Annotated in this window: 24 protein-coding genes and 1 pseudogene; 21 read left to right on the plus strand and 4 right to left on the minus strand. The window is 73.2% G+C overall.

Going from position 1 to position 24954, the window contains the following annotated elements:
* Positions 1-17: 17 nt before the first annotated feature.
* The gene (locus Pen02_RS34775; RefSeq protein ID WP_203870406.1) at positions 18-764 is read left to right on the plus strand and encodes a hypothetical protein; all 747 of its coding nucleotides are present in this window, start codon (positions 18-20) and stop codon (positions 762-764) included.
* Here Pen02_RS34775 and Pen02_RS34780 read toward each other — a convergent pair.
* Genes Pen02_RS34780 through Pen02_RS34795 form a run of 4 tightly spaced genes read right to left on the minus strand, consistent with a single transcriptional unit; the run spans position 758 to position 2840 of the window.
* Entirely contained in the window at positions 758-1102 is a 345-nt protein-coding gene (locus Pen02_RS34780; RefSeq protein ID WP_203870407.1) for an antibiotic biosynthesis monooxygenase family protein, read from the minus strand. The two genes, Pen02_RS34775 and Pen02_RS34780, sit on opposite strands and share 7 nt — an antisense overlap.
* Complete coding sequence (locus tag Pen02_RS34785) at positions 1099-1434, minus strand: antibiotic biosynthesis monooxygenase family protein (protein WP_203870408.1); 336 nt, start codon at positions 1432-1434, stop codon at positions 1099-1101. Before Pen02_RS34785 ends, Pen02_RS34780 begins: the two co-directional genes overlap by 4 nt.
* A gap of 1 nt (position 1435) precedes the next feature.
* Complete coding sequence (locus Pen02_RS34790) at positions 1436-2164, minus strand: SDR family NAD(P)-dependent oxidoreductase (RefSeq protein ID WP_203870409.1); 729 nt, start codon at positions 2162-2164, stop codon at positions 1436-1438.
* 52 nt (positions 2165-2216) lie between these two features.
* On the minus strand, positions 2217-2840 hold the full coding sequence (locus tag Pen02_RS34795) for a class I SAM-dependent methyltransferase (RefSeq protein WP_203870410.1): 624 nt from the start codon (positions 2838-2840) through the stop codon (positions 2217-2219).
* A 241-nt stretch (positions 2841-3081) separates the two neighbouring features.
* Here Pen02_RS34795 and Pen02_RS34800 point away from each other — a divergent pair, with 241 nt between their 5' ends.
* The 20 genes and pseudogenes from Pen02_RS34800 to Pen02_RS34890 all read left to right on the plus strand — a co-directional run bounded on the left by Pen02_RS34800 (position 3082) and on the right by Pen02_RS34890 (position 24904).
* Positions 3082-3456, plus strand: coding sequence for a SchA/CurD-like domain-containing protein (locus Pen02_RS34800; protein WP_203870411.1), 375 nt, complete (start codon positions 3082-3084; stop codon positions 3454-3456).
* Positions 3453-4208: an SDR family NAD(P)-dependent oxidoreductase gene (locus tag Pen02_RS34805; RefSeq protein WP_203870412.1), complete on the plus strand. Its 756-nt coding sequence runs from the start codon at positions 3453-3455 to the stop codon at positions 4206-4208. The genes Pen02_RS34800 and Pen02_RS34805 overlap by 4 nt, the downstream gene beginning before the upstream one ends.
* A gap of 5 nt (positions 4209-4213) precedes the next feature.
* Positions 4214-5221: an amidohydrolase family protein gene (locus tag Pen02_RS34810; protein WP_203870413.1), complete on the plus strand. Its 1008-nt coding sequence runs from the start codon at positions 4214-4216 to the stop codon at positions 5219-5221.
* A gap of 6 nt (positions 5222-5227) precedes the next feature.
* Positions 5228-5656 (plus strand): antibiotic biosynthesis monooxygenase family protein, encoded by a 429-nt coding sequence (locus Pen02_RS34815; RefSeq protein ID WP_203870414.1) that lies wholly within the window; start codon positions 5228-5230, stop codon positions 5654-5656.
* Positions 5657-6301: 645 nt separating this feature from the next.
* Positions 6302-7261, plus strand: a complete 960-nt coding sequence (locus Pen02_RS34820; protein WP_203870415.1) for a sensor histidine kinase — start codon at positions 6302-6304, stop codon at positions 7259-7261.
* 66 nt (positions 7262-7327) lie between these two features.
* On the plus strand, positions 7328-8089 hold the full coding sequence (locus tag Pen02_RS34825) for a response regulator (protein ID WP_203870416.1): 762 nt from the start codon (positions 7328-7330) through the stop codon (positions 8087-8089).
* A 140-nt stretch (positions 8090-8229) separates the two neighbouring features.
* Positions 8230-8574: a TcmI family type II polyketide cyclase gene (locus tag Pen02_RS34830; protein WP_239141780.1), complete on the plus strand. Its 345-nt coding sequence runs from the start codon at positions 8230-8232 to the stop codon at positions 8572-8574.
* A 179-nt stretch (positions 8575-8753) separates the two neighbouring features.
* Complete coding sequence (gene accA / locus Pen02_RS34835; protein ID WP_203870485.1) at positions 8754-10496, plus strand: acetyl-CoA carboxylase carboxyl transferase subunit alpha; 1743 nt, start codon at positions 8754-8756, stop codon at positions 10494-10496.
* Positions 10493-11011 (plus strand): acetyl-CoA carboxylase biotin carboxyl carrier protein, encoded by a 519-nt coding sequence (gene accB, locus Pen02_RS34840; protein ID WP_203870417.1) that lies wholly within the window; start codon positions 10493-10495, stop codon positions 11009-11011. The genes accA and accB overlap by 4 nt, the downstream gene beginning before the upstream one ends.
* 4 nt (positions 11012-11015) lie before the next feature.
* Positions 11016-12464, plus strand: a complete 1449-nt coding sequence (locus Pen02_RS34845; protein ID WP_203870418.1) for an acetyl-CoA carboxylase biotin carboxylase subunit — start codon at positions 11016-11018, stop codon at positions 12462-12464.
* 111 nt (positions 12465-12575) lie between these two features.
* A complete protein-coding gene (locus Pen02_RS34850) occupies positions 12576-14231 on the plus strand; it encodes an NAD(P)/FAD-dependent oxidoreductase (protein ID WP_203870419.1) in 1656 nt (551 codons plus the stop codon).
* A gap of 52 nt (positions 14232-14283) precedes the next feature.
* Entirely contained in the window at positions 14284-14538 is a 255-nt protein-coding gene (locus Pen02_RS34855) for an acyl carrier protein (RefSeq protein ID WP_203870420.1), read from the plus strand.
* Between the two features lie 6 nt (positions 14539-14544).
* A pseudogene (locus tag Pen02_RS42220) lies at positions 14545-14970 on the plus strand (SRPBCC family protein); the annotation flags it as partial.
* A gap of 6 nt (positions 14971-14976) precedes the next feature.
* Positions 14977-15408, plus strand: a complete 432-nt coding sequence (locus Pen02_RS34860; RefSeq protein ID WP_372445730.1) for a cupin domain-containing protein — start codon at positions 14977-14979, stop codon at positions 15406-15408.
* 46 nt (positions 15409-15454) lie between these two features.
* The gene (locus Pen02_RS34865; protein WP_203870421.1) at positions 15455-16711 is read left to right on the plus strand and encodes a beta-ketoacyl-[acyl-carrier-protein] synthase family protein; all 1257 of its coding nucleotides are present in this window, start codon (positions 15455-15457) and stop codon (positions 16709-16711) included.
* The gene (locus tag Pen02_RS34870) at positions 16708-17943 is read left to right on the plus strand and encodes a beta-ketoacyl synthase N-terminal-like domain-containing protein (protein ID WP_203870422.1); all 1236 of its coding nucleotides are present in this window, start codon (positions 16708-16710) and stop codon (positions 17941-17943) included. The genes Pen02_RS34865 and Pen02_RS34870 overlap by 4 nt, the downstream gene beginning before the upstream one ends.
* The gene (locus Pen02_RS34875) at positions 17940-20378 is read left to right on the plus strand and encodes a PEP/pyruvate-binding domain-containing protein (RefSeq protein ID WP_203870423.1); all 2439 of its coding nucleotides are present in this window, start codon (positions 17940-17942) and stop codon (positions 20376-20378) included. The genes Pen02_RS34870 and Pen02_RS34875 overlap by 4 nt, the downstream gene beginning before the upstream one ends.
* An 11-nt stretch (positions 20379-20389) precedes the next feature.
* Complete coding sequence (locus Pen02_RS34880; RefSeq protein ID WP_203870424.1) at positions 20390-21418, plus strand: ATP-binding cassette domain-containing protein; 1029 nt, start codon at positions 20390-20392, stop codon at positions 21416-21418.
* Positions 21419-21423: 5 nt separating this feature from the next.
* Complete coding sequence (locus Pen02_RS34885) at positions 21424-22341, plus strand: ABC transporter permease (RefSeq protein ID WP_203870425.1); 918 nt, start codon at positions 21424-21426, stop codon at positions 22339-22341.
* A gap of 235 nt (positions 22342-22576) precedes the next feature.
* Positions 22577-24904, plus strand: coding sequence for an MMPL family transporter (locus Pen02_RS34890; RefSeq protein ID WP_203870426.1), 2328 nt, complete (start codon positions 22577-22579; stop codon positions 24902-24904).
* Positions 24905-24954 lie beyond the last annotated feature (50 nt).

Genomic DNA, 24954 nt, shown 5'->3' on the forward strand with positions numbered 1-24954 from the left:
CAGGATGGAGACCCAGCATGGACGCCGGCGGTATCGACGACTACCTCGGGCAGATCGAGCGCGGCCTGACCGGAGCCCGGCCGAGGTGGCGAAGCCAGGTGCTCGACGAGTTGCGGTACGGGCTGGAGGACGCGGCCGACCGGCACCGGTCGCTGGGCGGCTCCCGGATCGAGGCGGAGCGGCTGGCGGTCACCGAGTGGGGGCCGGCGGCGGTGGTGGTACGGGACTTCGCGTACGAGTCCCTGCACTCCGGCGGGCGGCGCCTCTCGGTGGCCGTACTCGCCACGGCACCGGTGGCGGTGGCCGCCTGGAGCCTGACGTTGCTGTCCGGCCCGCCCGATCCGTGGCCGAGCGACGTGCCGATCGAGATCGAGCTCGCCGGCCGGATGATGACCCTGCTGGCCCTCGGCGCGGTCTGCGCGGCGGTCGGGGTGCTGCTCGGTGGCCGTCGGGCCCGGGGCGTCACGTGGCGCCGGGGCAGCCTGCTCGGCTACCGGGCCGGGCTGGCGGCCGGCGGCGCCCTGGCGACCAGTCTCGCCCTCGCGCTGCTGATCCTGCTCGAACGGGCGGTCGTCGACCCGGGTTCGGTCGGCTGGCCGGGATCGGTGCTGGCGGCCGGCGTCTCGGTCGGCGTACTGGTGCTGCTGGCCGGGGAGGTCCGGCCGCTGGTCCGGGCCGGTCGGCTGACCGCCGGTGCCCTGCCGGGGGAGCGGACACCCGGCAGGGCACGGACCTCGGACGGGACCGGCGACCGTCCTCAGTAGCCGGTCAGCACCTCCAGTACCTCGTACGGCGGCTCGCGGTCGCTGTCCCGGAACGGGCGCAGCGGTGCCGTGGTCGTCCGGTGGCCGGCGCTGCGCTCCCAGGCGAGGAAGGCGTCCAGGCTGCTCCACTCGCTGGCCACCACCACGCTGCCCGGGTCGCCGGGAGCGCGCAGCAGTTCGTTGCCGAGCAGCCCCGGGGTGTCGGCGAGGTCCCGGCTGATCGACCGGTACGCGGCCAGCACCGGGGCGATGCCGTCGGCCGGCGCCCGGTGCCAGACGAGTACCCGGACCCGGCCCGCCGGTCCGCCGGGTGCGGCGGACCGGCCGGTCGTGGTCATCCGAGGTCCGCCGCGGCGCCGGGCATGTGGTCGAGTACCCGCATCGTCGCGATCGACCCGTCCGACCGGTACGGGTGCAGCCGCGCCCGGTGCGCGAGGTGCTGCGGGCTCGCCTCGAACTGCCGGAACTGCTGCTCGTCCACCCAGTCGCTGCCGATGTAGTAGACCGGCTCGTCCGCGCCGCTGTCGCGCATCAGCCAGTGGCCCAGGTTCGCCGGATGCCCGGTGACCGCCTCGGCGACGGTGTGCCACTCCTTCTCGAATCCCTGCTCCAGGCCGGGGTGGATCCGCATCCGCAGGAGTACCCGGAAACCCGGGGTGCGGTACGACATCTCAGGTGCCTCCGTCCACGTTGATGGTGGTGCCGGTCACGTAACTGGCCAGGTCGCTGGCGAGGAAGGCGACGACGTTGGCGATCTCCTCGGGCCGGCCCAGCCGGCCGAGGCTGATGATCGAGGAGTACTTGGCCGCCTGTTCCGGCGGAAGTTCGACGGTGTCGACGATGCCGGGGGCGACCACGTTGACCCGCAGGCCGCGCGGTCCCAGCTCCTTGCACAGGCTGCGGGCGAGGCCGGTCAGCGCGGCCTTCGAGGCGGTGTAGTGGGCCCGCAGCGGGATGCCCACCCCGGCCGCCTTCGACCCGATCAGCACGATCGAGGCGCGCGGCGTGAGCAGCGACAGCGCCTGCTGGGTGACGGTGAAGACACCGGTCAGGTTGGTGTCCAGCACCCGGCGCCACTCGTCCCGGGGCAGTTCGCCGAAGGGTACGTGCGAGATGGCCCCGGCGTTGTTGACGAGTACGTCCAGCGACCCGTACACGCTCTGGCAGTGCGCCAGCAGTCGGTCCACGTCCTCGCCCCGGCTCACGTCCGCCTTGAGTACGTGGTGGTCGCCGGGAGTTTTCGCCAGGTCCTCGGTCAGCGCCTCGACCGCCTCGCTCTGCTGTCGGTAGCAGGTCACCACGTCGGCGCCGGCCGCCGCCAGGCCGAGCACGACGGCTCGGCCGATGCCTCTGGTGCCGCCGGTGACCAGGGCCTTCTTGCCGGCCAGGTCGATGATCATTCGTTCCTCCCGTTGTCGTCCGTGCTGGTCAGAAGCGTTGTGCGGTCGCCGGTCACGAGCGTCGTGCGGTCGCCAGCCAGCAGGGCAGGTCCCGCTCGCCGCCGGGGAACAGCGCGGTCAGCGTCGCCGTCTCCAGGTGCACCAGGGCCCAGTCCGGGCCGAAGACGCCGCGTACGGTCGGCTCGTCGAAGAGCCGGGGGCCGCCCGCGAAGTCGAACCGGACCCGGTCGCTGAAGCAGAGGACGTGCGCCAGCGCCTCCGGCCGGCAGACCCGGTGCAGTGCGGCGAGATAGCCGGCCCGGTGCTCCGGCCGCAGGCTGTGCAGCAGTCCACAGTCGAGGGCGGTGTCGACCGACCCGTCGTCGCCGAGCGACCGGGTGGCGTCGGCGACCGTGAAGTCGGCCGACAGGCCCCGTTCGGCGGCCTTGCGTCGGGCCGTCTCCACCGCGCTCGGCGCCACGTCGACGCCGGTCACCTTGTGCCCCTGTGCGGCCAGGAAGAGCGCGTTCTCCCCGGTACCGCAGCCGGCGTCGAGCACGTGGCCGGAGAAGGCGCCGAAGCCGTACAGCTCCTCGACCACCGGCTGCGCCCGGCCGATCTCCCACGGGGTCGCCGCGATGGCCGAACCCCGGGCCGCCCGGCCGCCGTACGCGGTTTCGAACACGTTCTCGTCCATCCCGATCCTCCGCTCCGACGGCCTGGAATCCGCCCTGTTCCCTGCCTATCAGCGCTGTCTACCGCCGCCAGGTCAGCAGGTCATCCGGACAGGTGAGGCCGGGGTTCGTTCGCCGGTGGGAAGACGACCGGGGGCGGTCGGCCGACGATGAGGGTCCGGCGCCGTGTCCGACGGCGGCGGCGCCGGCCGGAGGTATCCGCCGGCCACCATCGACCGCCCGTCAGCCAGCGAAAGGACCACCATGCAACGCTTCGCCATCATGTTCCGGGTTCGTCCCGGTACCGAGGACCGGGTCCGGGAACTGCTCGCCAACTACGCGCCGCCGGCCCAGGTGGCACCGGACGGCACCCGGCTGCTGAGCACGTCGGTGTTCATGAAGGACGGGCTGGTGATCCGGATGATCGAGATCGACGGCAGCCTGCCCGGCCTGATGGCGCACATCGCCAGGGAGCCGGGGATCCAGGCGGTCGAGCGGGAACTCGACAACTACCTCGTCGAGGAGGACAAGCGGGACGCGAGCACCCCGGAGGGCGCCCGGGCGTTCTTCCAGAAGGCCATGATGGAACACGTCACCACCCGGGTCTCGGCGGCCCGGCCGGCCGAGGTCACGGCATGACGGACGGGCCGGCATACCTGGTCACCGGCGCGACTGGTCCGATGGCCGGCGCCACCGTCGCGCTGCTGGCCAAGCGCGGCGACCGGCTGCTGCTGGTCGGGCGGGACCGGGAGCGGCTCGCCCTGGCCGAGCGGGTGCACGGGGTACCGGGCCAGGTGGAGACGTACCAGGCGGACGTGAGCGAGCCCGGCGGCGCGGCGGCGGCGGTCGGCGCCGCGGTCGACCGGTTCGGCGGGGTGGCCGGGCTGGTCCACCTGGTCGGCGCCTTCGCCGCCGGCCCGGCGCTGCGCACCGACGCCGCCGAACTCGACCGGCTGGTCCGGGCCAACCTGTTCTCGGCGGTACTCACCGCGCAGGCGGTCATCCCCCGGCTGACCGGCGGCGGCCGACTGGTCTTCTTCGCCAGCCCGCTCGCCCAGGAGCCGCTGCCGGGCCTGTCCGGGTACGCGGCCACCAAGGCCGCCCTGGTGGCCTGGCTCCGGTCGCTCTCGCACGAGGTGAAACACCTCGGGGTGCACGTCAACACGGTGGTGATGACGATGGCCGACACGCCGGAGGCCCGTGCCGAGCGCCCGCAGATGAACTTCGACGAGGCGGTCACCCCGGAGCAGGTGGCCAAGGTGGTCGGCTTCCTGACAAGTGACGCCGCCGACGGGCTGTACGGCGCCCAGGTGCCCGTACTCGGCCGGTTCGGCTTCACCACCACGCTGATCGGGCGGCCCCCGGGCGGCCCCGGCCCCGGGCGGGGGTGAGCGGCATGTACGTCGACGTGCACGGCCACCTCGCCCCGTACGGCGAGACCGGCGGCGGCCCGCCGAGCCTGCGCGACCCGGAGGCGGCGATCGAGGCGAAGCGCGCCCTCGGGATCGGGATGACCCTGATCGGCAGCCCGGCCGGGGCCGGCTCGATGCTGCCGGGTTCGGGAGTGGACAACTACCGGCAGTCGGCCGACCAGATCCGGGCGCACAACGACCTGATGGGCGACCTGGTGAGCCGGTTCCCGGAGGCGCTGCGCGGCTACGTCTACCTGGACCCGTTCGGCGGTGACGCCATGCTGGCGATGGCCGAGGACCTGCTCCGGGACTGGCGGTTCGTCGGGCTGATCGTCAACACCAGCATCCGGGACGAGTACCTCGGCTCGCCCCGGGCGGCGGACTTCTTCGCGTTCGCGGCCCGGGCCGGGGTACCGGTGCTGCTGCATCCGCCCGCCGAGCCGGTCGGTACGGCGAGCATGCCCGACCCGGGCCTGGTCGAGCACGTGGTACGCCCCTGCGACATCACCATGTCGGTGGCCTCGATCGTCTGCGGCGGCTGGTTGGAGCGCCACCCCGAGTTGCTGCTGATCGCGGCGGCCGGCGGCGGTGGCATCGCCCAGCTCGCCGAGAAACTGGACCTGGCCACCCAGCCCCGCCCCGGCCCGCCGACGCCGGGTCGGCGGGCCGCGCTGCTCGGCCGGGCCAGCGACTCGCTGCGCCGGTTCCATGTGGAGACGTCCTGCCCGAGCGCCGCACAGCTCCGCGCCAACCTGGAGTTTTTCGGCCCCGGCCGGGTACTGCTCGGTTCCGACGCGCCACCGCTGATGGACGTGCTGGGCCGCATCGTCGGGCTGGTCGACGGGCTGCCCGACGGGGTGCGGGGGCGGGTCGGCGAGACGAACGCCCGCACTCTGTTCGACCTCGCCCCGGCCACCATCCGGCCGGCGCCCGATGCCGGCGCGATCGCCGGGGCCGCCGCGATCGCCGGCGACGCGGCGACGGTCGGGTAGTCGGCGATGGTCGACGGCGGTACGGCGGCGGGTGGTCGGAGCGGGCCGGTCCGGGCGGTGCTGACCGTCCGGGTCGGCACCGGCAACAGCGAGGCGTTCGTCCGGGCCTGGTCCGAGGTGGCGGCCTGGGCCGGCAGCCAGCCCGGCTGCCTGCGGCAGTCGCTCTGCCGCGAGGACGGCCCGACCGGGGCGGACGGCGTGGCCGGCGTCGACGGCCCGGACCGGGTGGCCGGCGTCGACGGCGTGAGCAGCGGAGACGGCGGTCCCGACGGCGGCGAGGCCGTCTTCACCATCACCTCGGACTGGCGTGACGAGCGGTCGTTCCGGGCCTTCGAGCGGAGTGACGACCAGGACGCGGCGACTGCGGAATTGCGCAAACTGCGACGCTCGGCGCGGATGCGGCTGGTCGCCATCGTCGCGCACGTACCGGGCTGACCGTCCGGATCCGGGCCGGCCGTCGGCGCGGAAGTCGGTGCGCCGGTGGCCCTGCGGTGCCCCGCGCCGGCCGGTCCGGGGACGCTTTCATAATTGATCTCGTGAGGCGCCGGGATCCCGCGCCCCGCGCGGTCCTCTTCGCCGTTCGGTTTCCCGAACCTGTGTATGTATTCTCGATCGTTCCACGGTAAGGAGCATTTCGTTTTCAGGCCCGGTTAATCGTGTCGTCGACACTGACCTAACGTCCGATACCGTACTCGGACATTCGTCGGAACCAGGCGTGTGGACAGGCGCGATGTCCGGAAATTTCCACCCCCGAATGGTCCCCTCTCCACTCTGGTCATGACCCATGTCGATCTCGGTACGCGGGTCGCCCGCCATCCCCCGGGTGGGCGGCCCGTCCGGTTCGGGCGTCCAGAATCGACAGCTATCGACCTGAAATTCCGCCAAGCAATCCCTACTCGTCGGTATGGTCGCCGCAGCGTCCGAGATGTCATTCTGTTTACTTGCTATTTTCATGAGGTGGCCTTGTTGTGCATCTGAAGTTCACGTAATCTCGGCGCCAATGATTCCACCCGCATATCTTCTTGCGTGCGCGCCGGTACTGGGGGAGTTGGCGTCTTGGGGAAATCTGCGTGGCGTGGCATGGCCGTGGACTCCGGTGGTGTCCCCGGCCCGGTGGTCGGCGACGCCGTCGTCGGCCCCGGGGGGTTCCACCATCTCCAACTGGCTGCCGCGGTCATCGTCGGCGGCCTCTCCGGCGTGGCGCTCTACCTGCTGGTGAGCTGGCTGGTGGAACGCCGCCGGACCGACGGCGCCGCCGAGGGCCGGGTGGCGGTCGCGGTGATGCGGGAGCGGCGGCGCATCGCCCAGGAACTGCACGACGTGGTCGGGCACGGCCTGCTGGTCATCGCGATGCACGCCCGGCAGGCCCGGCCGGCGGATCCGCAGCTCCACTCGGCGTTCCAGGCCATCGACCGGACGGTGCAGCGCACCCTCGGCGAGATGCGCCGGATGCTCGGCGTGCTGCACCGCGCCGAGCCGGACCCGACGCCGCAGCCGGACCCGCCGGCCCGCGCCGACGACCCGTCCGCGGCCGGCCGGGACAACCCGCCGCTCACCCGGCTGGTCTCGGACCTGATCGCCCAGTTACCCGCGCCGGGCAGCACCGTGGCGTTCGAGGTGGTCGGCCCGGAGCGCGACCTGGCCGGCACGGTGCTCACCACCGCGCTGCGGATCGTCCAGGAGGGGCTCACCAACTCCCTGAAACACGGGCGGGGCCAACTCACCCGGGTGACGATCCGGTTCGGCGTGGACCTGACCGTCTCGGTGGTCACCGGGGTCGGCGCGGACGGCGAGCGCTTCCGGCCCGGCCCGGTCGGCATCGTCGGCCAGGCGCCCGACGACGTCCGGCGCTACGGCCTCGCCGGGCTGCGCGAGCGGGTGGTGGCGCACAACGGTCATTTCGAGTACGGCTCGCTGCGCGGCGGCGGATTCATCGTCCGCGCCCGGCTGCCGATGCGCCCGATCCGGCCGAGCGCCCCGGCACCCCGGTCACCGGGTGCCGGGGAGCGGCCGGACCGGCTGGACCCGGTCAGTGGCTGAGCGGGTCGTGGGTGCTGTCCCGGTGCCGTCGGAACGGCGCCGTCAGGGGAGGAGCGGGCGGACACGATGGACGACATCCGGATACTCATAGCGGACGACCAGCCACTGGTCCGCAACGGGCTGCGGGCGACGCTGGGCGCCGTACCCGGGCTACAGATCGTCGCCGAGGCGAGCAACGGGGCCGACGCGGTCTCCAGTTCCCGGGCGCTGCGGCCCGACCTCGTCCTGATGGACATCAACATGCCGGTGATGAGCGGGCTGGAGGCGACCCGAAAGGTCACCACCCTGCCCGAGACCGCCGCGACCAGGGTGGTCATCCTGACCATCTACGACCAGGACGAGCACGTCTTCGAGGCGCTCCGGGCCGGGGCCAGCGGCTTCATCCTCAAGGACGCCCCGACCGAGCAGTTGGTCGAGGCGGTCCGGACCGTCGCCTCCGGCGACGCGCTGCTGTCGCCGTCGGTCACCCGGCGACTGGTCGCCGAGTTCGCCCGCCGGCCGATGCTCTCCGACACCACCGCACCCGAGCTGGCCGGCCTCACCGACCGCGAGATGGACATGTTCAAGCTGCTCGTCCGGGGCTACCGGAACGAGGACATGGCCCGGATCCTGACCCTCGGCGAGAGCACGGTGAAGTCGCACATCCAACACCTCTACCAGAAGCTCGGCGTACGCGACCGGGTCCAGGTGGTCATCTACGCGTACGAGAACGGGCTGGTGCAGCCCGGACGCGGCACGGAGTCCCTCGGAGGGACGAGGACGTCGTCTCGGTGGGGGAGGCCGGACTTCATTTCGCCGGCGGGAGACACCCGCAGGCCCGCTCCATAGCGTGTGGTTGTCCCGACCAACCACTGGATCCTCCCTCCGCTGAACCGCGTGGCATCCGCCGCCCGACCCGCACCGTCGGCTCGGGCGGACCGCGCCAGGCGCCGGAGGGGATCCACTTCGGACAACACCAGGGAGCCGTCGTGGCGGACCGCATGCTCATCGTCGCCCGGATGGCACCGCAGAGCGCGGGCCCGGTCGCCCGGCTCTTCGGAGCCTCCGACCAGGGCGAACTGCCCCGGATTCTCGGCGTGACGCAACGCCACCTCTTCACCTTCCAGGGGCTCTACTTCCACTACGCGGAGTTCGCCGGGAACGCCCGCCAGGCCGTCGACCTGGCCCGGGGCCGGGCCGACTTCCGGCAGCTCAGCGACGAGCTGGCCGAGCACGTGACGCCGTACGACCCGGCTACCTGGCGCGGCCCGGCCGACGCCATGGCCCGGTCCATCTACGAGTGGTCGGCGGAACCACCGGGCGGTGGGCGGTGACCCCCCGGTCCCGCCGGTGGTCCGAGTACCTCGTCCAGGGCCTCTCCGGCCTCGCCGCCGCCGGGACCGGGTGGTACCTGCCACCGCCGGCCGGGGCGGAGGACGGACCCGACGGCGGAGGTGACGCCGACCGGGACGCCGACCGGCCCGTCGACCGGAAGCGCGATTGGGGAGAGACGATGACCAGCACGCTGGAACCCGCCGTCAGCACCGAACCGGACTGGATCGCCTGCCGCGCCTGCCGGACCATGGTCTACCGCAAGCGGTACGAGCGGTTGCAGCGGGTCTGCCCGGACTGCGGGCACCACAGCGGCCTGAGCGCGGACGACCGGCTCCGGCTGCTGCTCGATCCCGGCTTCGAGCCGATCCCGGTCGCCCCGACCGTGCACGACCCGCTCGCCTTCACCGACCACCGGCCGTACGCCGACCGGCTGGCGGCGGCGCGGGCGGGCCGGGGCGACGACGACGCCGTACGGGTGGTCCGGGGGACCATGCGCGGCAGCCCGCTGGTGGTGGCGGTGATGGACTTCGGGTTCCTCGGCGGCAGCCTGGGTGTGGCCGCCGGTGAGGCGATCACCACGGCGGCCGAGACCGCCCTCGCCGAGCGGCTGCCGCTGCTGATCGTCACCGCCAGCGGCGGCGCGCGGATGCAGGAGGGCACGCTCTCGCTGATGCAGATGGCCAAGACGAGCAACGCGATGGCGGCGCTCGACGAGGCGGGCCTGCTGACCGTCACCCTGGTCACCGATCCCACCTACGGCGGGGTGGCCGCCTCCTTCGCCACCCTCGCCGACGTGGTGGTGGCGGAGCCGGCGGCCCGGATGGGCTTCGCCGGCCCCCGGGTGATCGAGCAGACCATCCGGCAACGGCTGCCCGAGGGCTTCCAGCGGGCCGAGTTCCTTCTCTCGCACGGACTGGTCGACGACGTACGCCCACGGGCCGAACTCGCGCCGACCATCTCGCTGCTGCTCGCCGCCACCACGCCCGGTGACCCGGAGTGGGGCGGCGACGAGGTCGACCCGGTCCGGCGCCGGCCGGAGGAACTGGCCCAGCGTCCGGTCGCCGAGGTGGTGCCGCTGGCCCGGCACCTCGACCGGCCCACCCTGCTCGACCACGTCGCGGCCTGGGCGGAGGGCTTCGTCGAGCTGCACGGCGACCGGGCCGGGGAGGACTGCCCCGCCCTGGTCGGCGGGGTGGCGATGCTGGACGGGCTGCCGGTGCTGGTACTCGGGCACCAGAAGGGCCACTCCACCGCCGAGCTGGTCCGCCGGAACTTCGGCATGCCCGGCCCGGCCGGCTACCGTAAGGCCGCCCGGCTGATGCGGCTGGCCGCCAAACTGCGGCTGCCGGTGTTGGCCCTGGTGGACACTCCGGGCGCCTATCCGGGGGTGACCGCCGAGGAGCAGGGGCAGGCCGGCGCGATCGCCGAGTGCCTGCGGCTGATGGGCTCGCTGCCGGTACCGGTGCTGAGTGTGGTCACCGGCGAGGGCGGCAGCGGTGGGGCACTGGCCCTCGGTGTCGCCGACCAGGTGCTGATCTGCGCCAACGCGATCTACTCGGTGATCAGCCCGGAGGGCTGCGCGGCGATCCTCTGGAAGGACCCGGCCGCCACGGCGCGGGCCGCCGACGCGCTCCGGATCGACGCCGAGTCGTGCCTGCGGCTCGGCGTGGTCGACGGGGTGATCCCGGAACCGGACGGCGGCGCGCACACCGACCCGGTCCGGGCCAGTGACGCGATCCGGTCCGCCGTGGTCGCCACCCTCCGCGAACTGCGCGGCATTCCGGGGGAACAGTTGGTCCGCGAGCGGCGGGACCGGTTCCGCCGGTTCGGCCGGTGGGAGCTTCCGGCCGCCGGTGCCCCGGCCGCCGTCGGTCACCCGGGCGCGGTGTCGCCGGGCGGCGTCGGCGCGGAGCGGCCATGACCACCGTCCGGGTCGACCGGCGCGGCGCCGGCAACGGCCGGGGCGCGGAACACCCCGGCGACGGTACGGCGGTGGTGGCGTCGAGCCAGCTCGACGCCGTCGTCGACGGGGTGGCCCGGATCGTGGCGGCCGGCGCGAACCCGCCGGCCCGGGTCGTCGTCCGGTACGGGGCGGCGAGCGTGGAGGTCGAGTGGCCGGTGGCCGGCGGTGGTGTCGTACCGGCGCCCGGGGCCGGGCCGGTGGACGCGGCCGTGCCGGAGCAGGCCGACCTGTCGACGGTCACCGCACCCACGGTGGGCACCTTCTACCGGGCACCCGAGCCGGGCGCGCCGCCGTTCGTCGAGGTGGGCGACGTGGTCCGCCCCGGGCAGCAGATCGGCATCGTGGAGGCGATGAAGCTGATGAACGCGGTCGAGGCGGACCGGTCCGGCCGGGTCGTCGCGGTACTGGTCGGCGACGCGGAACCGGTGGAGTACGCCCAGCCGCTGCTCTCGCTCGCCCCGGTCGAGGAGTAGCTCGATGACGGGTGCTCCGGCCGCCGACGGGCGGTACTTCGACACGGTACTGGTGGCCAACCGGGGCGAGATCGCGCTGCGGGTGCTGCGTACCTGCCGGGAACTCGGCATCCGCACGGTGCTGGTCTACTCCACCTCGGACCGGGACTCGGCGGCGGTACTCGCCGCGGACGAGGCGGTGCTGATCGGTCCGGGGCCGCCCCGGCAGAGCTACCTCTACCCGCCGGCCATCATCGAGGCGGCACTGCGGACCGGTGCCCAGGCGATCCACCCCGGTTACGGCTTCCTCTCCGAGGACCCGGACTTCGCCGAGATCTGCGCCGCCAACGGGCTGGTCTTCGTCGGCCCCCGGCCGCAGGTGATGGCGCAGCTCGGCGACAAGGCGAAGGCGCGGGCCCTGCTGAGCCGGGCCGGCGTGCCGGTGCTGCCCGGCACCCCCGGCCCGGTGCGCAGCAGCGCGGAGGTGACCGGGGCGGCGGCCCGGATCGGGCTACCACTGATCATCAAGGCGTCCGCCGGTGGCGGCGGCCGGGGCATGTCGGTGGTGCACGACCGGGACCGGCTGCTGCCGGCGTACCGGTCGACCCGGGCGGCGGCGCGGACCGCGTTCGGCAACGACGACGTCTACCTGGAACGGTACTGGCCCCGGGCCCGGCACGTGGAGGTGCAGGTCCTCGCCGACCAGCACGGTACGGTGCTGCACCTCGGCGAGCGGGACTGTTCCGTCCAGCGGCGGCACCAGAAGCTGATCGAGGAGAGTCCGGCGCCGGAGCTGCCGGACGGGGTCGCCGACCGGCTCGCCGAGTACGCGGTCCGGGGCGCCCGGGCGGTCGGCTACACCGGCGCCGGCACCTTCGAGTTCCTGATCGACGGCAGCGAGACAGCGCTGATCGAGGTGAACTGCCGGATCCAGGTCGAGCACCCGGTCACCGAGATGGTCACCGGCATCGACCTGGTCCGCGAGCAGTTGCGGGTCGCGGCGGGGCTGCCGTTGACGCTCACCCAGCCGGAGGTGCGCCCCCGGGGCGTGGCGGTGGAGTGCCGGATCAACGCCGAGGACCCGACCCGGGACTTCGCGCCGAGCCCGGGGCGGCTGGACCGGTTCGTGCCGCCCGGCGGGCCGTTCGTCCGGGTCGACACGCACGCCTATCCCGGCTGGCGGGTGCCGCCCGAGTACGACTCGCTGCTGGCGAAGGTGGTCGCCTGGGCGCCGGACCGGGCGCAGGCGCTCGCCCGGCTGGACCGGGCGCTGGCCGAACTGCGGGTCGACGGGCCGGGCGTGCGTACCACCCGGGACCTGGTCCGGGAGATCCTCGCCGATCCGGTGTTCCGGGCCGGCCGGCACACCACGTCCTTCCTGGACAGTGCCGCGTTCCGCAACACCGGCGGCACCGCGTCGGTCGTCCGGCCCCCGGACCGGGCCGTCGAGGTTGTCGCCCCGCCCGGGGGATGAGCCGGGTTCTCATCACCGCGGGGGAAGACCGCAAAACGATTCCGCCATAGCGTGTTGAACGTCGGCAGCGCCCTGAGAGCGGCAATTGCCAATCCCGATTGCGGAGGACCAATGACCAGTGTGTCGAGTCGTGTCGACGGTAATTTCGACGTCATCGTCCTGGGCTCCGGAATTGCCGGATCGGTGCTCGGCGCCGTACTCGCCCGGAATGGTGCCAGCGTGTTGCTCCTCGATGCCGGGGTGCACCCGAGGTTCGCGGTCGGCGAATCCACCACGCTCTACACGTTGAACGTCTTCCGGATCCTCGCGAAGCGGTACGACGTACCGGAGATCGAGGCGTTCTGTTCGTTCGAGGGCTGCCTCGACGCGATCGGCTCGTCGTTCGGCACCAAGCGGCACTTCGGGTTCATGCTGCACACCGAGGGGGCGGAGCCGGACCCCCGGGAGGTCAACCAGTTCAGTCCGCCGTCGGCCCAGTTGCAGACCAGCCACCTGCACCGGCAGGACAGCGACTCCTACCTGTTCCACACCGCGATCAGCTACGGCTGCACGGCGCGGCAGGCGTTCCGGGTCGTCGAGACCGAGTTGGACGACGACGGGGTGACCGTGGTCGGGCACACCGGCGAGCGGTACCGGGGCCGCTACCTGGTGGACGGGAGCGGCTTCCGCTCGCCGATCGCCGGCAAGCTCGGCCTGCGGGCCGGGCCGGAAGCGCTGAAGCACCACTCGCGGTCGCTCTTCACCCACATGGTCAACGTCCGGCCGACCGACGAGTGCCTGCGGATGCCGGCCGCCGAGATGCCGCCGATCCCCTGGGTACAGGGCACGATGCACCACATCATCGACCGGGGCTGGTTCTGGATCATCCCGTTCAACAACGAGCCCCGCTCGAAGAACCCGCTGGTCAGCATCGGGTTGACCTTCGACGAGCGGCGGTACCCCAAGCCGGCCGACCTCAGCCCGGAGGAGGAGTTCCGGGGGTACGTGGCCCGCTACCCGGTACTGGAGCGGATCTTCGCCGACGCCCGGACCGTACGCCCGTGGGTCTCCACCGACCGCCTCCAGTACACCTCGACCCAGACGATCGGGCCCCGCTGGTGCCTGCTGTCGCACGCCGCCGGATTCATCGACCCGCTCTATTCGCGGGGCCTCACCAACACCGGCGAGGTCATCAACTCGCTCGCCTGGCGGCTGCTGGCGGCGCTCAAGGACGACGACTTCTCGACCGAGCGTTTCCAGTACGTCGACGATCTCCAGAAGGGGCTCATCAAATACAACGACGAACTGGTGAACGCCTCGTTCGTCTCGTTCTCGAACTACGAGCTGTGGAACGCGGTCTACCGGGTCTGGGGGGCCGCCGAGATTCCCATCAACCTGCGGTTCGGGCAATATCTCGACCGCTATCTCGATTCGCGTGACGAGCGGGTGCTTATCGAGATGGAGGAGGTGCCGTTCCTCGGGCACCTGCTGCCGGACAATCCCGACTACGTACGGCTGTTCGACGAGATGGTACGGCTCACCGACGCGGTGGACCGGGGTGAACTCGACGCGGGCGTCGCCGGCCGCGAGCTGATGGCCACGGTCTCGGCGTCACCGGCGGTGGTCCGCTCGGTCGGACTCGACGACCGGGACGAGCGATTCATCTACCCGCAGCCGGAACAGCTCGCCCAGATGGTCCGCCAGCTCGCCGCCACCGGCCCCGAGCACATGCGCTACCTGACCCGCCGCCCCCGCTTCGCCCAGGTACTGCCCAAAGCCGCCGGCTGACCCACGGCGCAGACGACCGGCCACCGGCCGAGACGACAGGAGGAGCCGAACGATGGAAACCGGAACCCTGACCGACGACGACGTCCGTGGCCTGCTGCTGGCGGTGGGCGCCAGCCCGGCCGTGGCGGCCGGCGACCTGACCCGGTCCTTCGAGGAGCTGGAACTCGACTCGCTGGCCCGGATCGAGATCGCCAGCCGGGTCAAGGACCGCTTCGGGGTCGAGGTCGAGGACGACCTCACCCCGAGCGAGACCCCGATCGGCCTGCAACGGCTGGTCAACGCGCGGCTCGCCGCAGCGGGGGTGTGAGCCCCGGTGATCGGACACACCGACAACGAGATCGAGATCGACGCCCCGATCGGCTTCGTCTGGATCCAGACCAACGACGTGCGCGACTGGCCCAACCTGTTCACCGAGTACGCCTCGGTCGAGGTGCTCCGCGAGGACGCCACCTCGGTGCTGTTCCGGCTCACCATGCACCCCGACGAGCAGGGCCGGGTCTGGTCCTGGGTCTCCCAGCGGAGCTGTGACCGGGACACCTTCACGGTCCGGGCCCGCCGGGTGGAGACCGGGCCGTTCGAGTTCATGAACATCACCTGGAGCTACCAGCAGATCGAGCCGGACCGGACCCGGATGCGCTGGGTGCAGGACTTCCAGATGCGCCCGGACGCGCCGGTGGACACCGCCGGGATGACCGACCGGATCAACGGCAACACGCCCGGCCAGATGCGGGCCATCAAGGAGAGGGTGGAACGACGCCGGCGTCGGCCGGTCGGCTTCACCGACGTACCGTCGAACACCCGGCGCGGCGGTGACCTGCGGACCATCGTCGCGCCCGGCACGGTCGGCTCGTCCGCCGGCTTCTGCGGCGCGGTACGGCTCCGCCCGGCCGAACGGGTCGCCGAGCACTACCACCCGTACTCGGAGGAGTTCCTCTTCCTCGCCGAGGGCGAGCTGCGGATCGACCTCGACGACGAGCCGGTCTTCCTGGCTGCGCAACACGGGCTGCTGATCCCGCGCAACGTCCGGCACCGGCTGGTCAACGTCGGGCTGACCGACGCGCTGGCCGTCTTCAACCTCTGCCCGCTGGCACCCCGCCCGGAACTCGGGCACGTCGACACCGAGCCGGGTCCGGCCGCCGAACCGGCGGCGGCGCCACTCGCGCCGGCCACCTCCTGAGCAACGGACCCGGCCACCTGCCCAGCGACAGACCAGGGAGTACGAGATGAGGCGTGCTGTTATCACCGGAGTCGGTGTGGTGGCACCGGGCGGCGGCAGCCGCGAGGAGTTCTGGCAGCGGATCGTCGACGGCCGGCCGGCGATCCGCCGGATCAGCCGGTTCGACCCGGAGCCGTTCCGCTCGCAGATCGCCGCCGAGTGCGACTTCGACCCGGCCGCGTCCGGGCTGACCCCCCGGGAGGTCCGGCGCACCGACCGGTTCGTCCAGCTGGCGCTGGTCGCCGCGGACGAGGCGGTCGCCGACGCGGAACTGGGCGGCGTCGACCGGGACCGGCTCGGCGTCAGCCTGGGTACGGCGGTCGGCTCCACCATCCGGCTGGAGGACGAGTACGTCGTCGCCAGCGACCACGGCCGGAACTGGGTCGTCGACCACCGGCACGCCCTGCCCTTCCTCTACCAGTCGCTGGTGCCGTCGAGCGGTGCCGCCGAACTCGCCACCCGGTTCGGCGCACACGGACCGGCGGCCGTGGTCTCCACCGGCTGCACCTCCGGGATCGACGCGATCGGACACGCGTACAGCCTGGTCCAGGACGACGAGGCGGACGTGGTGCTCGCCGGTGCGTCGGACGCGCCGATCTCGCCGATCACGGTGGCCTGCTTCGACGCGATCCGGGCCACCAGCCCGCGCAACGCCGAGCCGACCGCCGCGTCCCGGCCGTTCGACAACGACCGGCAGGGCTTCGTACTCGGCGAGGGGGCGGCCTTCCTGGTCGTCGAGGAACTCGGCCACGCCCGGGCGAGGGGGGCCAGGATCTACTGCGAGGTGACCGGGTACGCGGCCCGGGCCAACGGCTACCACATGACCGGGCTGCGGCCGGACGGCTTCGAACTCGGCGAGGCGATCGCCGACGTACTGCACCAGGCCCGGCTCGACCCGTCGGACGTCGGCTACATCAGCGCACACGGCTCGGGGACCAGGCAGAACGACCGGCACGAGACGGCCGCGTACAAGCGGGCGCTCGGCGAGGCGGCCCGGAAGGTGCCGATCAGCTCGATCAAGTCGGTCGTCGGCCACTCGCTCGGCGCCATCGGCTCGATCGAGATGGCCGCCTGCGCGCTGGTACTGCAACGCGGGCTGATCCCGCCGACGGCCAACCTGCACACCGCCGACCCGGAGTGCGACCTCGACTACACCCCGCTGGTAGCCCGGGAGGCCGTGGTGCAGCACGCGCTCTCGGTCGGCAGCGGCTTCGGCGGCTTCCAGTCCGCGATGCTCTTCGGTAAGCCGGCGGAGGAGTCGTGAGCCGCGCGGCGGTGATCACCGGCATCGGGGTGGTGGCCCCGACCGGGACCGGGGTCGACGAGCACTGGCGGAACAGCCTCGCCGGGATCAGCGGCATCCGGCCTATCGACGAGTTCGACGTCTCGGCCCTGCCGGTCGCGGTCGCCGGGCAGGTCGCCGGCTTCGACCAGACCGGGTGGGTCGAGCACCGGCTGATCGTGCAGACCGACCGGTGGACCTGGCTGGCCCTGGCCGCCGCTCGGCTGGCCCTGGACGACGCGGGACTCGACCCCCGGAAAGCGCCTCCGCTGGGGCTCTCCGTGGTGACCGCGAGCGGCTCCGGCGGCAACCTGTTCGGCCAGCGGGAGATCCAGGCGCTCTGGTCGACCGGGCCGCGTGCGGTCAGCGCGTACCAGTCGATCGGCTGGTTCTACGCCGCGAGCAGCGGGCAGATCTCGATCCTGCACCAGCTCAAGGGCCAGTGCGGGGTGCTGGTCGCGGACGGGGCGGGCGGCATCGACGCGGCGTGGCAGGCCCGCCGGATCCTGGCCCGGGGCGGCGACGCCGTACTCGTCGGCGGCACCGAGGCGCCGCTGTCGCCGTACGCGCTGGCCTGCCAGAGCAGCCAGCGGACGCTCAGCGCGGGCGGCGACGCCGCGACCGCGTACCGGCCGTTCGCGGCGGACGCCACCGGCGGGGTACCCGGCGAGGGCGGCGCCATGCTGGTGGTCGAGCCCCGGCACCGGGCGTACGCCCGAGGTGCCCGGGTCTACGCCGAGCTGGCCGGTGCGGCGGCCACCCACGACGCGTACGACCCGGAGGAACCGGCGCCGGACTGCCGGCACCTGACCCGGGCCATCCGGCAGGCGCTGGACCGGGCCCGGTGCGGCCCCGACGACGTGGACGTGGTCTTCGCCGACGGCGCCGGTGACCGGCAGCTCGACCGGCTGGAGGCGGCGGCGCTCGGCGAGGTCTTCGGCGCGGGTGCCGTTCCGGTGACGGTGCCGAAGACGATGACCGGGCGACTCTGCTCGGGTGCCGCCCCACTGGACCTCGGCTGGGCCGCGCTGGCGCTGCACCACGGGGTGATCCCGCCCTCGGTGAATGTCGCCGCCGACCCCGGGTACGGCCTGGACCTGGTGGTCGAGCCGCGCCCGGCCCGGCTGCGCCGGGCCCTGGTGGTGGCCCGGGGCAGTGGGGGTTTCAACTCCGCCGCCGTACTCGCCGCCGCGTCGCCGGAGGCGGACCGATGAGCGCGGGCCCGGCCCGGCCCCCTCGACCGCACCGGGCCGGGCCTGCCCTGGTCACGCTGGCCGAAGCACACCGGTACGACGCCGATCTGCTCGGTACGAAGGCCGCCGCGCTGGCCCGGCTCGCCGCCGCCGGCCTGCCCGTGCCACCTGGCGTGGTGGTCACCATCGCCGCCGGGCCGGACGGATGGGACGCCGACCTGCTCGCGGCGATCGACGCGATGACCGGCCGCGACGGCATGGCCGGCAGCCACGGAACCGGGGACGTCCACGGCACCGAAAGCATCGACGGAACCGACGGGACCGGAAGGTTCGACGGCGAGTTGTTCGCGGTCCGCTCGTCGGCCCGGGACGAGGACCTGGCGGGTGCCTCCTACGCCGGTCTCTACGACAGCTACCTGGACGTCGACCGGGCCGGTCTGGTCGAGGCGGTCCGCCGCTGCCTGCGTTCGGCCGACGGGGTCGAGGTCGCCGCCTACCAGCGGGCCCGGCAGCCGATCGGCACCGGCGCCGGTACTACCGCACCGCCGTCGGCCGGAGCGCCGGCCACCAGCGGTACCGCCGGCACCGGGCCAGGCGGGATGGGCGAGATGGGCGACGCGGCCGGACCGAGCGGCGCGGGCGGTGCGGGCGGGATGGCCGTGCTGGTGCAGCGGATGGTGCGGGCCCGGGCGGCCGGGGTGGCGTTCACCGCCCATCCGCTGACCGGGGCCCGGGACGAGACCGTGGTCAACGCGGTGCGCGGGCTCGGCGAGCGGCTGGTCTCCGGCGCCGCCGTCGGCGACGAGTGGGTGGTCGGCAACGGCACCGCCCGGTGCCTGCGCGACACCGAGCACGCCCTCGACGAGGCGGACGCGCTGCGGGTCGCCGCCCTCGCCGCCCGGGTGGCGGCCCTGGCCGAGCAGCCGCAGGACGTCGAGTGGGCGCTGGCCGACGGTGCCGAACCGGTGCTGTTGCAGGCCCGGCCGATGACCGCACTGCCCGAGCCGGCGACCTGGGTACCGCCCGGACCCGGCTCGTGGATGCGCAACTTCCGGCTCGGCGAGTGGCTGCCCGAGCCGGTCACCCCGCTCTTCGGCGACTGGCTGCTGCCCCGGATCGAGTACGGCTTCCTGGCTGCGATGCGGCAGCGGGCCGGTGCGGCCGTACGGTTTCCGCAGGGGCAGGTCAACGGCTGGTACTACACGGCGCATCCCCGACCGCCGGCCGTACTGGCGGCGCTGGCCCGGGGACGGCTGCGGTTGCTGCGTTACCTGTGGACGGTGCTCTTCCAGGCTGGCCGCCGGCCGGAGCACGCCGACCGGGTGCTGCTCGGCGGGCTGGCCCTGCACTGGCGGGCGACCTTCCTGCCCGGCTACCGGGCGGCGGTACGGGCTGCCGAGGAGCGGGTCGAGACAGCCTCCCGGGCCGAACTCGTCGCCCTGGTGGACGAGGTCGGCGCGCTGGCCGGTACCCAGATGTTCTGGATCTCCGCCGTCGGCGGGGCGGCCTGGAAGATGGAGGGTGCGCTGGCGGCGTACCTTCGGGACCGGCTCGGCGGGCGGTGCGCCGACGCGGTGCAGTGGCTGCTCTGCGGGCTGCCCTGCGGCGAGGCCCGGCTGGCCCCGTACGCGGTGTCCAGCCTGGACTGGTTCCGGCCCACCCTCGGCGAGCTGCCGGCGGCGCCCGGCGGCCCGGACCCGGACCGTCGACGTCGACTGGTCGAGCGGCGGATGCGGGCCGAGGCGGACTGCCGGTCCGCGCTCGCCGACCGCCCGGCCGACCTGGCCCGGTTCGAGACCCTGCTGGCCGTTGCCCGCAAGTACGCGGTGCTGCGCGACGAGCAGGGCCCGCTGCTGACCCTCGGCTGGCCGGTACTGCGCCGCGCCGTGCTCGGGCTCGGCGAACTGGCCCGGGCGGCCGGGGTGGTCGACGACCCGGCGGACGCGTTCTTCCTCACCACCGCCGAACTGGCCGGCAGCCGGCCGGCCCAGGAGCGGGTGCGGCACCGCCGGGAACGCTGGGAGCGGCAGCGCCGGCTCTCTCCGCCGCTGACCCTGGGACCGCCCGAGAAGTTGGCCGAGAAGTTCCTCGACGCCACCGTCGAGGCGGTCCGGACCAGGTCGGTGGTGCCGGACGGGGCGATCGTCGGGCATCCGGCCAGTCCCGGCCGGGCGACCGGACCGGCCCGACTGGTGCGCGGCCCGGAGGACTTCGCCCGGTTCGCCGCCGGTGAGGTGCTGGTGGGCCAGGCGACGGCACCGGCCTGGACGCCGCTGTTCGCCCGGGCGGCGGCGGTGGTGACCGACGGCGGGACGCTGGCCGCGCACGCCTCGCTGATCGCCCGGGAGTACGGCATTCCGGCCGTCGTCGGTGCGGGCGACGCCACCGCCCGGATCCGGGACGGCCAACTGGTCACGGTGGACGGCGGAGCCGGCACCGTCGAGCTGGACGGGTGACGGGAGGGATCATGGCGGGAACGGCGGTGAGCCGGCGACGGGAAACCGGGACGACGTCGTCCGACGGTGCCGTACCGGCGGTCGCGGTGCACGGACTGGCGAAACGCTACGGCGACGTCGAGGCGGTCCGGGGCATCGACCTGGCGGTGCTGCCGGGCGAGACGTTCGGCTTTCTCGGGCCGAACGGCGCCGGCAAGTCCACGACGATCAACATGCTCTGTACGCTGATCCGCCCCACGGCGGGCACGGCCACGGTCGCCGGCTACGACGTGGTGACCGAGCGGGACCGGGTACGCCAGCAGATCGGGCTGGTGTTCCAGGACAGCACCCTGGACAACTACCTCACCGCCGAACGCAACCTGCGGTTCCACGCCGAGCTGTACGGCATGCCCCGCGCCTCGGTACCGGACCGGCTGCGCCGGATGCTGGAGATCGTCGGGCTCTGGGAACGGCGGCGTGGCCTGGTCGGCACCTTCTCCGGCGGCATGAAGCGGCGGCTGGAGATCGCCCGGGGGCTGCTGCACGAGCCCCGGGTGCTCTTCCTCGACGAGCCGACCGTCGGGCTGGACCCGCAGACCCGGACCTCGATCTGGGCGTACATCAACGAGCTGAAGCGGACCGAGCGGACCACCATCTTCATGACCACGCACTACATGGACGAGGCGGAGTTCTGCGACCGGATCGCCATCATCGACCACGGCCGGATCGTCGTGGTGGACACCCCCGAGGCGCTGAAGGCGAGCGTCGGGGACGACCGGGTGCGGATCAACACCGACGACGACGGGCGGGCCGTCGCTGCGCTGCGGGAGCGGTTCGGTGTCGAGGCGGCCGTCCGGGACGGTGCGGTCGACTTCGCCGTACCGGCGGGAGCGCAGTTCGTACCGCGACTCTTCGCCGAACTGGGCGTGCCGATCCGCGCCGTGACGGTGGCCCAGCCGTCGCTGGACGACGTGTTCCTGGCGTACACCGGCAGCACCATCCGGGAGGCCGAGGCGTCGGCAACCGACGACCTGCGGCGACTCGCGCACCGAGGGAGGTAGACCGGATGACCGCTCCTGCCGTTCCCGTCGGAACACCGGGATCCGCGACCGCACCGGGATCCGCGACCGCACCGGGCTCCGGCCCGACGCCGGGGCGCGGCGCGGACCATCCGCTGCGCCGCGACCTGCGGGCGATCCGGATCGTGCTGCACCGCGAGCTGATCCGGTTCGTCAACGACCGGACCAGGATGATCGCCTCGCTCTTCCAGCCGCTGCTGTTCCTGTTCGTGCTCGGCACCGGACTCTCCGGGCTGGTCGCCGACAGCGGTGGCATGGACATGCGTACCTACATGTTCGCCGGGGTCATCGCGCTGTCGTCGCTGTTCACCGCGCTCTTCTCGGCGGTCACCATCGTCTGGGACCGGGAGTTCGGCTTCCTCCGCGAGATGCTGGTCGCGCCGGTCCGGCGGGCCGCCATCGTGATCGGCAAATGCCTCGGCGGTACGGTGGTGGCCACCTTCCAGGGTCTGGTGATCCTGGCGATGGCCGGGCTGGCCGGCGTGCCGTACGTGCCGGAGCTGATCCTGGTGCTGCTCGGCGAGACCCTGCTGCTCTCCTTCGCGCTGACCGCGTTCGGCATGGTCGCGGCGGTACGGATGAAGGCGACCCAGTCGTTCATGACGCTGGTGCAGATGTTCACGATGCCGATGTTCTTCCTCTCCGGCGCCGTCTTCCCGCTGGCCAACCTGCCCACCTGGCTGGACGTGCTGACCAAGGTCAATCCGCTGAGTTACGCGGTGGATCCGATGCGCCGGGCGGTCTTCGACCACCTGACCGTGCCGCCGGGCAGCGGGGCGACCTTCACCCAGGGGATCACCTGGGGCGGCTGGCAGGTGCCGGTCTGGCTGGAGCTGTCCATCGTCGCGGTCACCGGGATCGGCCTGCTCGGCCTGGCCATCGGCCAACTCCGCCGCAGCGACTGACCGGCCGCGCCACCGTGCCGGCTGCGCCGCCCTGCCGGCCGCGCCACCCTGCCGGCTGCGCCACCCTGCCGGCTGCGCCGCCCTGCCGAACGCGCTCGGTGGGCGGCGGCGAGTACCCGGGGTCGGGGCGTACTCCCGGAGGAGTACGCGCAGGTGTCAGCCCCGCGCCGACGCGCCGGGCAGGGCCGGTGGGTGACCGTAGGACGACAGTGCCGAGACGAGCGGGAGGCTCAGGATGACTGGCAACGACCACACCACGGGGGACCGGCCGGCGGGCCGGCGGGGCGGTCGATTCGTGCCCTGGGCGGTGATCGGCCTCTGGGTGGCGGCACTCGTGGCGATGATGCCGTTCGCGATGGAGCTGGAGTCGGTGCAGAGCGACCGGCCGGTCGACTACCTGCCGGCGAGCGCCGGCTCCACCCGGGTCGCGGAGCTGGAGGACCGGCTTCCGGGCGGCGACAACGACGACTACATCGTCGTCTACCACCGGCCGGGCGGGTTGACCGAGGCGGACCGGGCGGCGGTGGAGCGGCAGCGGAGCACGCTGGTGCAGCGCTTCGGCGACCCGGCGTCGGTGCCCGGCCAGGACGGGCCGGACGAGGAGGGCGACGAGGGGACGACCGCCTCCCGGGACGGTACCGCCCTGATGTTCCTGCTGCCGGTCAGCACCGACCGTGGCGAGCCGGAGGACCTGGTCGTCGAGATCCGCGCCGTGGTGGCCGACCGGCCGGCGGGGCTGGACGCCAAGGTCACCGGGCCGCCGGCCGTCGACGCCGACCTGGACGAGGTCTTCGACGGCATCGACGCCACCCTGCTGATCGCCACCATCGCGGTGGTCACCATCCTGCTGGTCCTCACCTACCGCAGCCCGGTGCTCTGGCTGGTACCGCTCGCCGCGGTCGGCTGTGCCGCGATCCTGTCGATGGCCGCCGTCTACCTGCTGGTCAAGGCGTTCGGCATCACGGTGAGTACGCAGAGCGCCTCGATCCTCACCGTGCTGGTCTTCGGTGCCGGCACCGACTACGCCCTGCTGCTGGTGGCCCGCTACCGCGAGGAGCTTCGACACGTCGACGACGTACGCCTCGCCATGCGGAACGCGTTGCGCGGCGTCGGGCCGGCGGTCGTCGCCTCGGCCGCCACGGTGATGGCCGGGCTGCTCTGCCTGCTCGCCGCCGACCTGAACAGCACCCGGGGGCTCGGCCCGGTCGGCGCCGCCGGAATCGCCTGCGCACTGCTCGCCATGCTGACCCTCTTCCCGGCCCTGCTGGTGGTCCTCGGCCGGCGGGTCTTCTGGCCGGCGGTGCCCCGGACCGGGACGGCGGACTCCGGCCGGCCCGGCCTCTGGGCCCGGCTCGGCGGGTTCATCGCCCGTCGCCGTACCTGGTCGATGCTCGGTTCGCTCGCGGTGCTCGGTGTGCTGGCGCTCGGGCTGACCGGGCCGACCAACTCGCTCCGCGAACAGGACCAGTTCGTCAACACACCCGAGTCGGTCGCCGGGTTCGCCGTGCTGGCCACGCACTACCCGGAACTCGGCGGGCAGCCGATCACCGTACTCAGCCGACCGGCACAGCGGGACCAGGTGCTCGCCGTGGTGGCCGGTACCCGGGGCATCACCCAGGCGGTGCCGGGCCGGGCCGGCGCGGACTGGGCGGAGATCACCGCCTTCCCGGCGGACGCCCCGGACACCCCGGCGGAGAGCGCCACGATCGAGCGGCTGCGCACCGCCGTTGGCCAGGTTGCCGGCGCGGAGGCGCTGGTGGGCGGGCCCAGCGCGGAGAACCTGGACCAGGCGGCCACCTCCGAGCGGGACCGGGCGGTGGTGATCCCACTGGTCCTGGCGGTCGTGCTGGTCATCCTCGGGATCCTGCTCCGGGCGATCGTGGCACCGGTCATCCTGGTCGGCACGGTGGTGTTGTCGTTCGCCGCCGCGCTCGGCGCGAGTGTCTTCGTCTTCGACCGGATCTTCGGGTTCGAGGGGATCGACCACTCGGTACCGTTGCTCGGCTTCCTGTTCCTGATAGCGCTCGGCGTCGACTACAACATCTTCCTGATGAACCGGGCCCGGGAGGAGACGGCGGCGCACGGCACCCGGGCGGGCACGCTGCGGGCGTTGACCACCACCGGCGGGGTGATCACGTCGGCCGGGCTGGTCCTCGCGGCCACCTTCGCGGTACTCGCGACGCTGCCCCTGGTGCTGATGATCGAACTCGGCTTCCTGGTCGCGCTCGGCGTGCTGCTGGACACCTTCCTGGTCCGGTCGGTGCTGGTGCCGGCGGTCGCCCTGGTGACCGGTCGGCGGATCTGGTGGCCGGGCGGGCTGTGGCGCCGCCCCGACGAACCGTCCGGCCCGTCCGGCCCGTCGGGCCCGGCGGGCCTGGCCAGCGCCGAGCCGGCCAGCGCCGAGCCCGCCACTGCTGAGTCCGGCACCGCAGATTCCGCCACTGCTGAGCCCGGCACCGCAGAAGGGTCCACAGCCGAACCGGCCGGGGCGCAACCGGCCGGGCAGGCGGGCGGCGGAACCGGGACCGGCGCCGAGGAGGAGGCGGAGTCGCTCCGACACTGACCACGCGTCGGCTCCGGGACCGGGAGATTCCTCCGGTACGGCCGCCAGCG

It is taken from the genome of Plantactinospora endophytica (assembly GCF_016862915.1).
Classification (GTDB): domain Bacteria; phylum Actinomycetota; class Actinomycetes; order Mycobacteriales; family Micromonosporaceae; genus Plantactinospora; species Plantactinospora endophytica.

Coding starts and splice junctions, on each gene's coding strand:
- Pen02_RS34775 (WP_203870406.1), top strand. CDS start 18: ATGGACGCCGGCGGTATCGACGACTACCTCGGGCAGATCGAGCGCGGC.
- Pen02_RS34780 (WP_203870407.1), bottom strand. CDS start 1,102: ATGACCACGACCGGCCGGTCCGCCGCACCCGGCGGACCGGCGGGCCGG.
- Pen02_RS34785 (WP_203870408.1), bottom strand. CDS start 1,434: ATGTCGTACCGCACCCCGGGTTTCCGGGTACTCCTGCGGATGCGGATC.
- Pen02_RS34790 (WP_203870409.1), bottom strand. CDS start 2,164: ATGATCATCGACCTGGCCGGCAAGAAGGCCCTGGTCACCGGCGGCACC.
- Pen02_RS34795 (WP_203870410.1), bottom strand. CDS start 2,840: ATGGACGAGAACGTGTTCGAAACCGCGTACGGCGGCCGGGCGGCCCGG.
- Pen02_RS34800 (WP_203870411.1), top strand. CDS start 3,082: ATGCAACGCTTCGCCATCATGTTCCGGGTTCGTCCCGGTACCGAGGAC.
- Pen02_RS34805 (WP_203870412.1), top strand. CDS start 3,453: ATGACGGACGGGCCGGCATACCTGGTCACCGGCGCGACTGGTCCGATG.
- Pen02_RS34810 (WP_203870413.1), top strand. CDS start 4,214: ATGTACGTCGACGTGCACGGCCACCTCGCCCCGTACGGCGAGACCGGC.
- Pen02_RS34815 (WP_203870414.1), top strand. CDS start 5,228: ATGGTCGACGGCGGTACGGCGGCGGGTGGTCGGAGCGGGCCGGTCCGG.
- Pen02_RS34820 (WP_203870415.1), top strand. CDS start 6,302: ATGGCCGTGGACTCCGGTGGTGTCCCCGGCCCGGTGGTCGGCGACGCC.
- Pen02_RS34825 (WP_203870416.1), top strand. CDS start 7,328: ATGGACGACATCCGGATACTCATAGCGGACGACCAGCCACTGGTCCGC.
- accA (WP_203870485.1), top strand. CDS start 8,754: ATGACCAGCACGCTGGAACCCGCCGTCAGCACCGAACCGGACTGGATC.
- accB (WP_203870417.1), top strand. CDS start 10,493: ATGACCACCGTCCGGGTCGACCGGCGCGGCGCCGGCAACGGCCGGGGC.
- Pen02_RS34845 (WP_203870418.1), top strand. CDS start 11,016: ATGACGGGTGCTCCGGCCGCCGACGGGCGGTACTTCGACACGGTACTG.
- Pen02_RS34850 (WP_203870419.1), top strand. CDS start 12,576: ATGACCAGTGTGTCGAGTCGTGTCGACGGTAATTTCGACGTCATCGTC.
- Pen02_RS34855 (WP_203870420.1), top strand. CDS start 14,284: ATGGAAACCGGAACCCTGACCGACGACGACGTCCGTGGCCTGCTGCTG.
- Pen02_RS34865 (WP_203870421.1), top strand. CDS start 15,455: ATGAGGCGTGCTGTTATCACCGGAGTCGGTGTGGTGGCACCGGGCGGC.
- Pen02_RS34875 (WP_203870423.1), top strand. CDS start 17,940: ATGAGCGCGGGCCCGGCCCGGCCCCCTCGACCGCACCGGGCCGGGCCT.
- Pen02_RS34880 (WP_203870424.1), top strand. CDS start 20,390: ATGGCGGGAACGGCGGTGAGCCGGCGACGGGAAACCGGGACGACGTCG.
- Pen02_RS34885 (WP_203870425.1), top strand. CDS start 21,424: ATGACCGCTCCTGCCGTTCCCGTCGGAACACCGGGATCCGCGACCGCA.
- Pen02_RS34890 (WP_203870426.1), top strand. CDS start 22,577: ATGACTGGCAACGACCACACCACGGGGGACCGGCCGGCGGGCCGGCGG.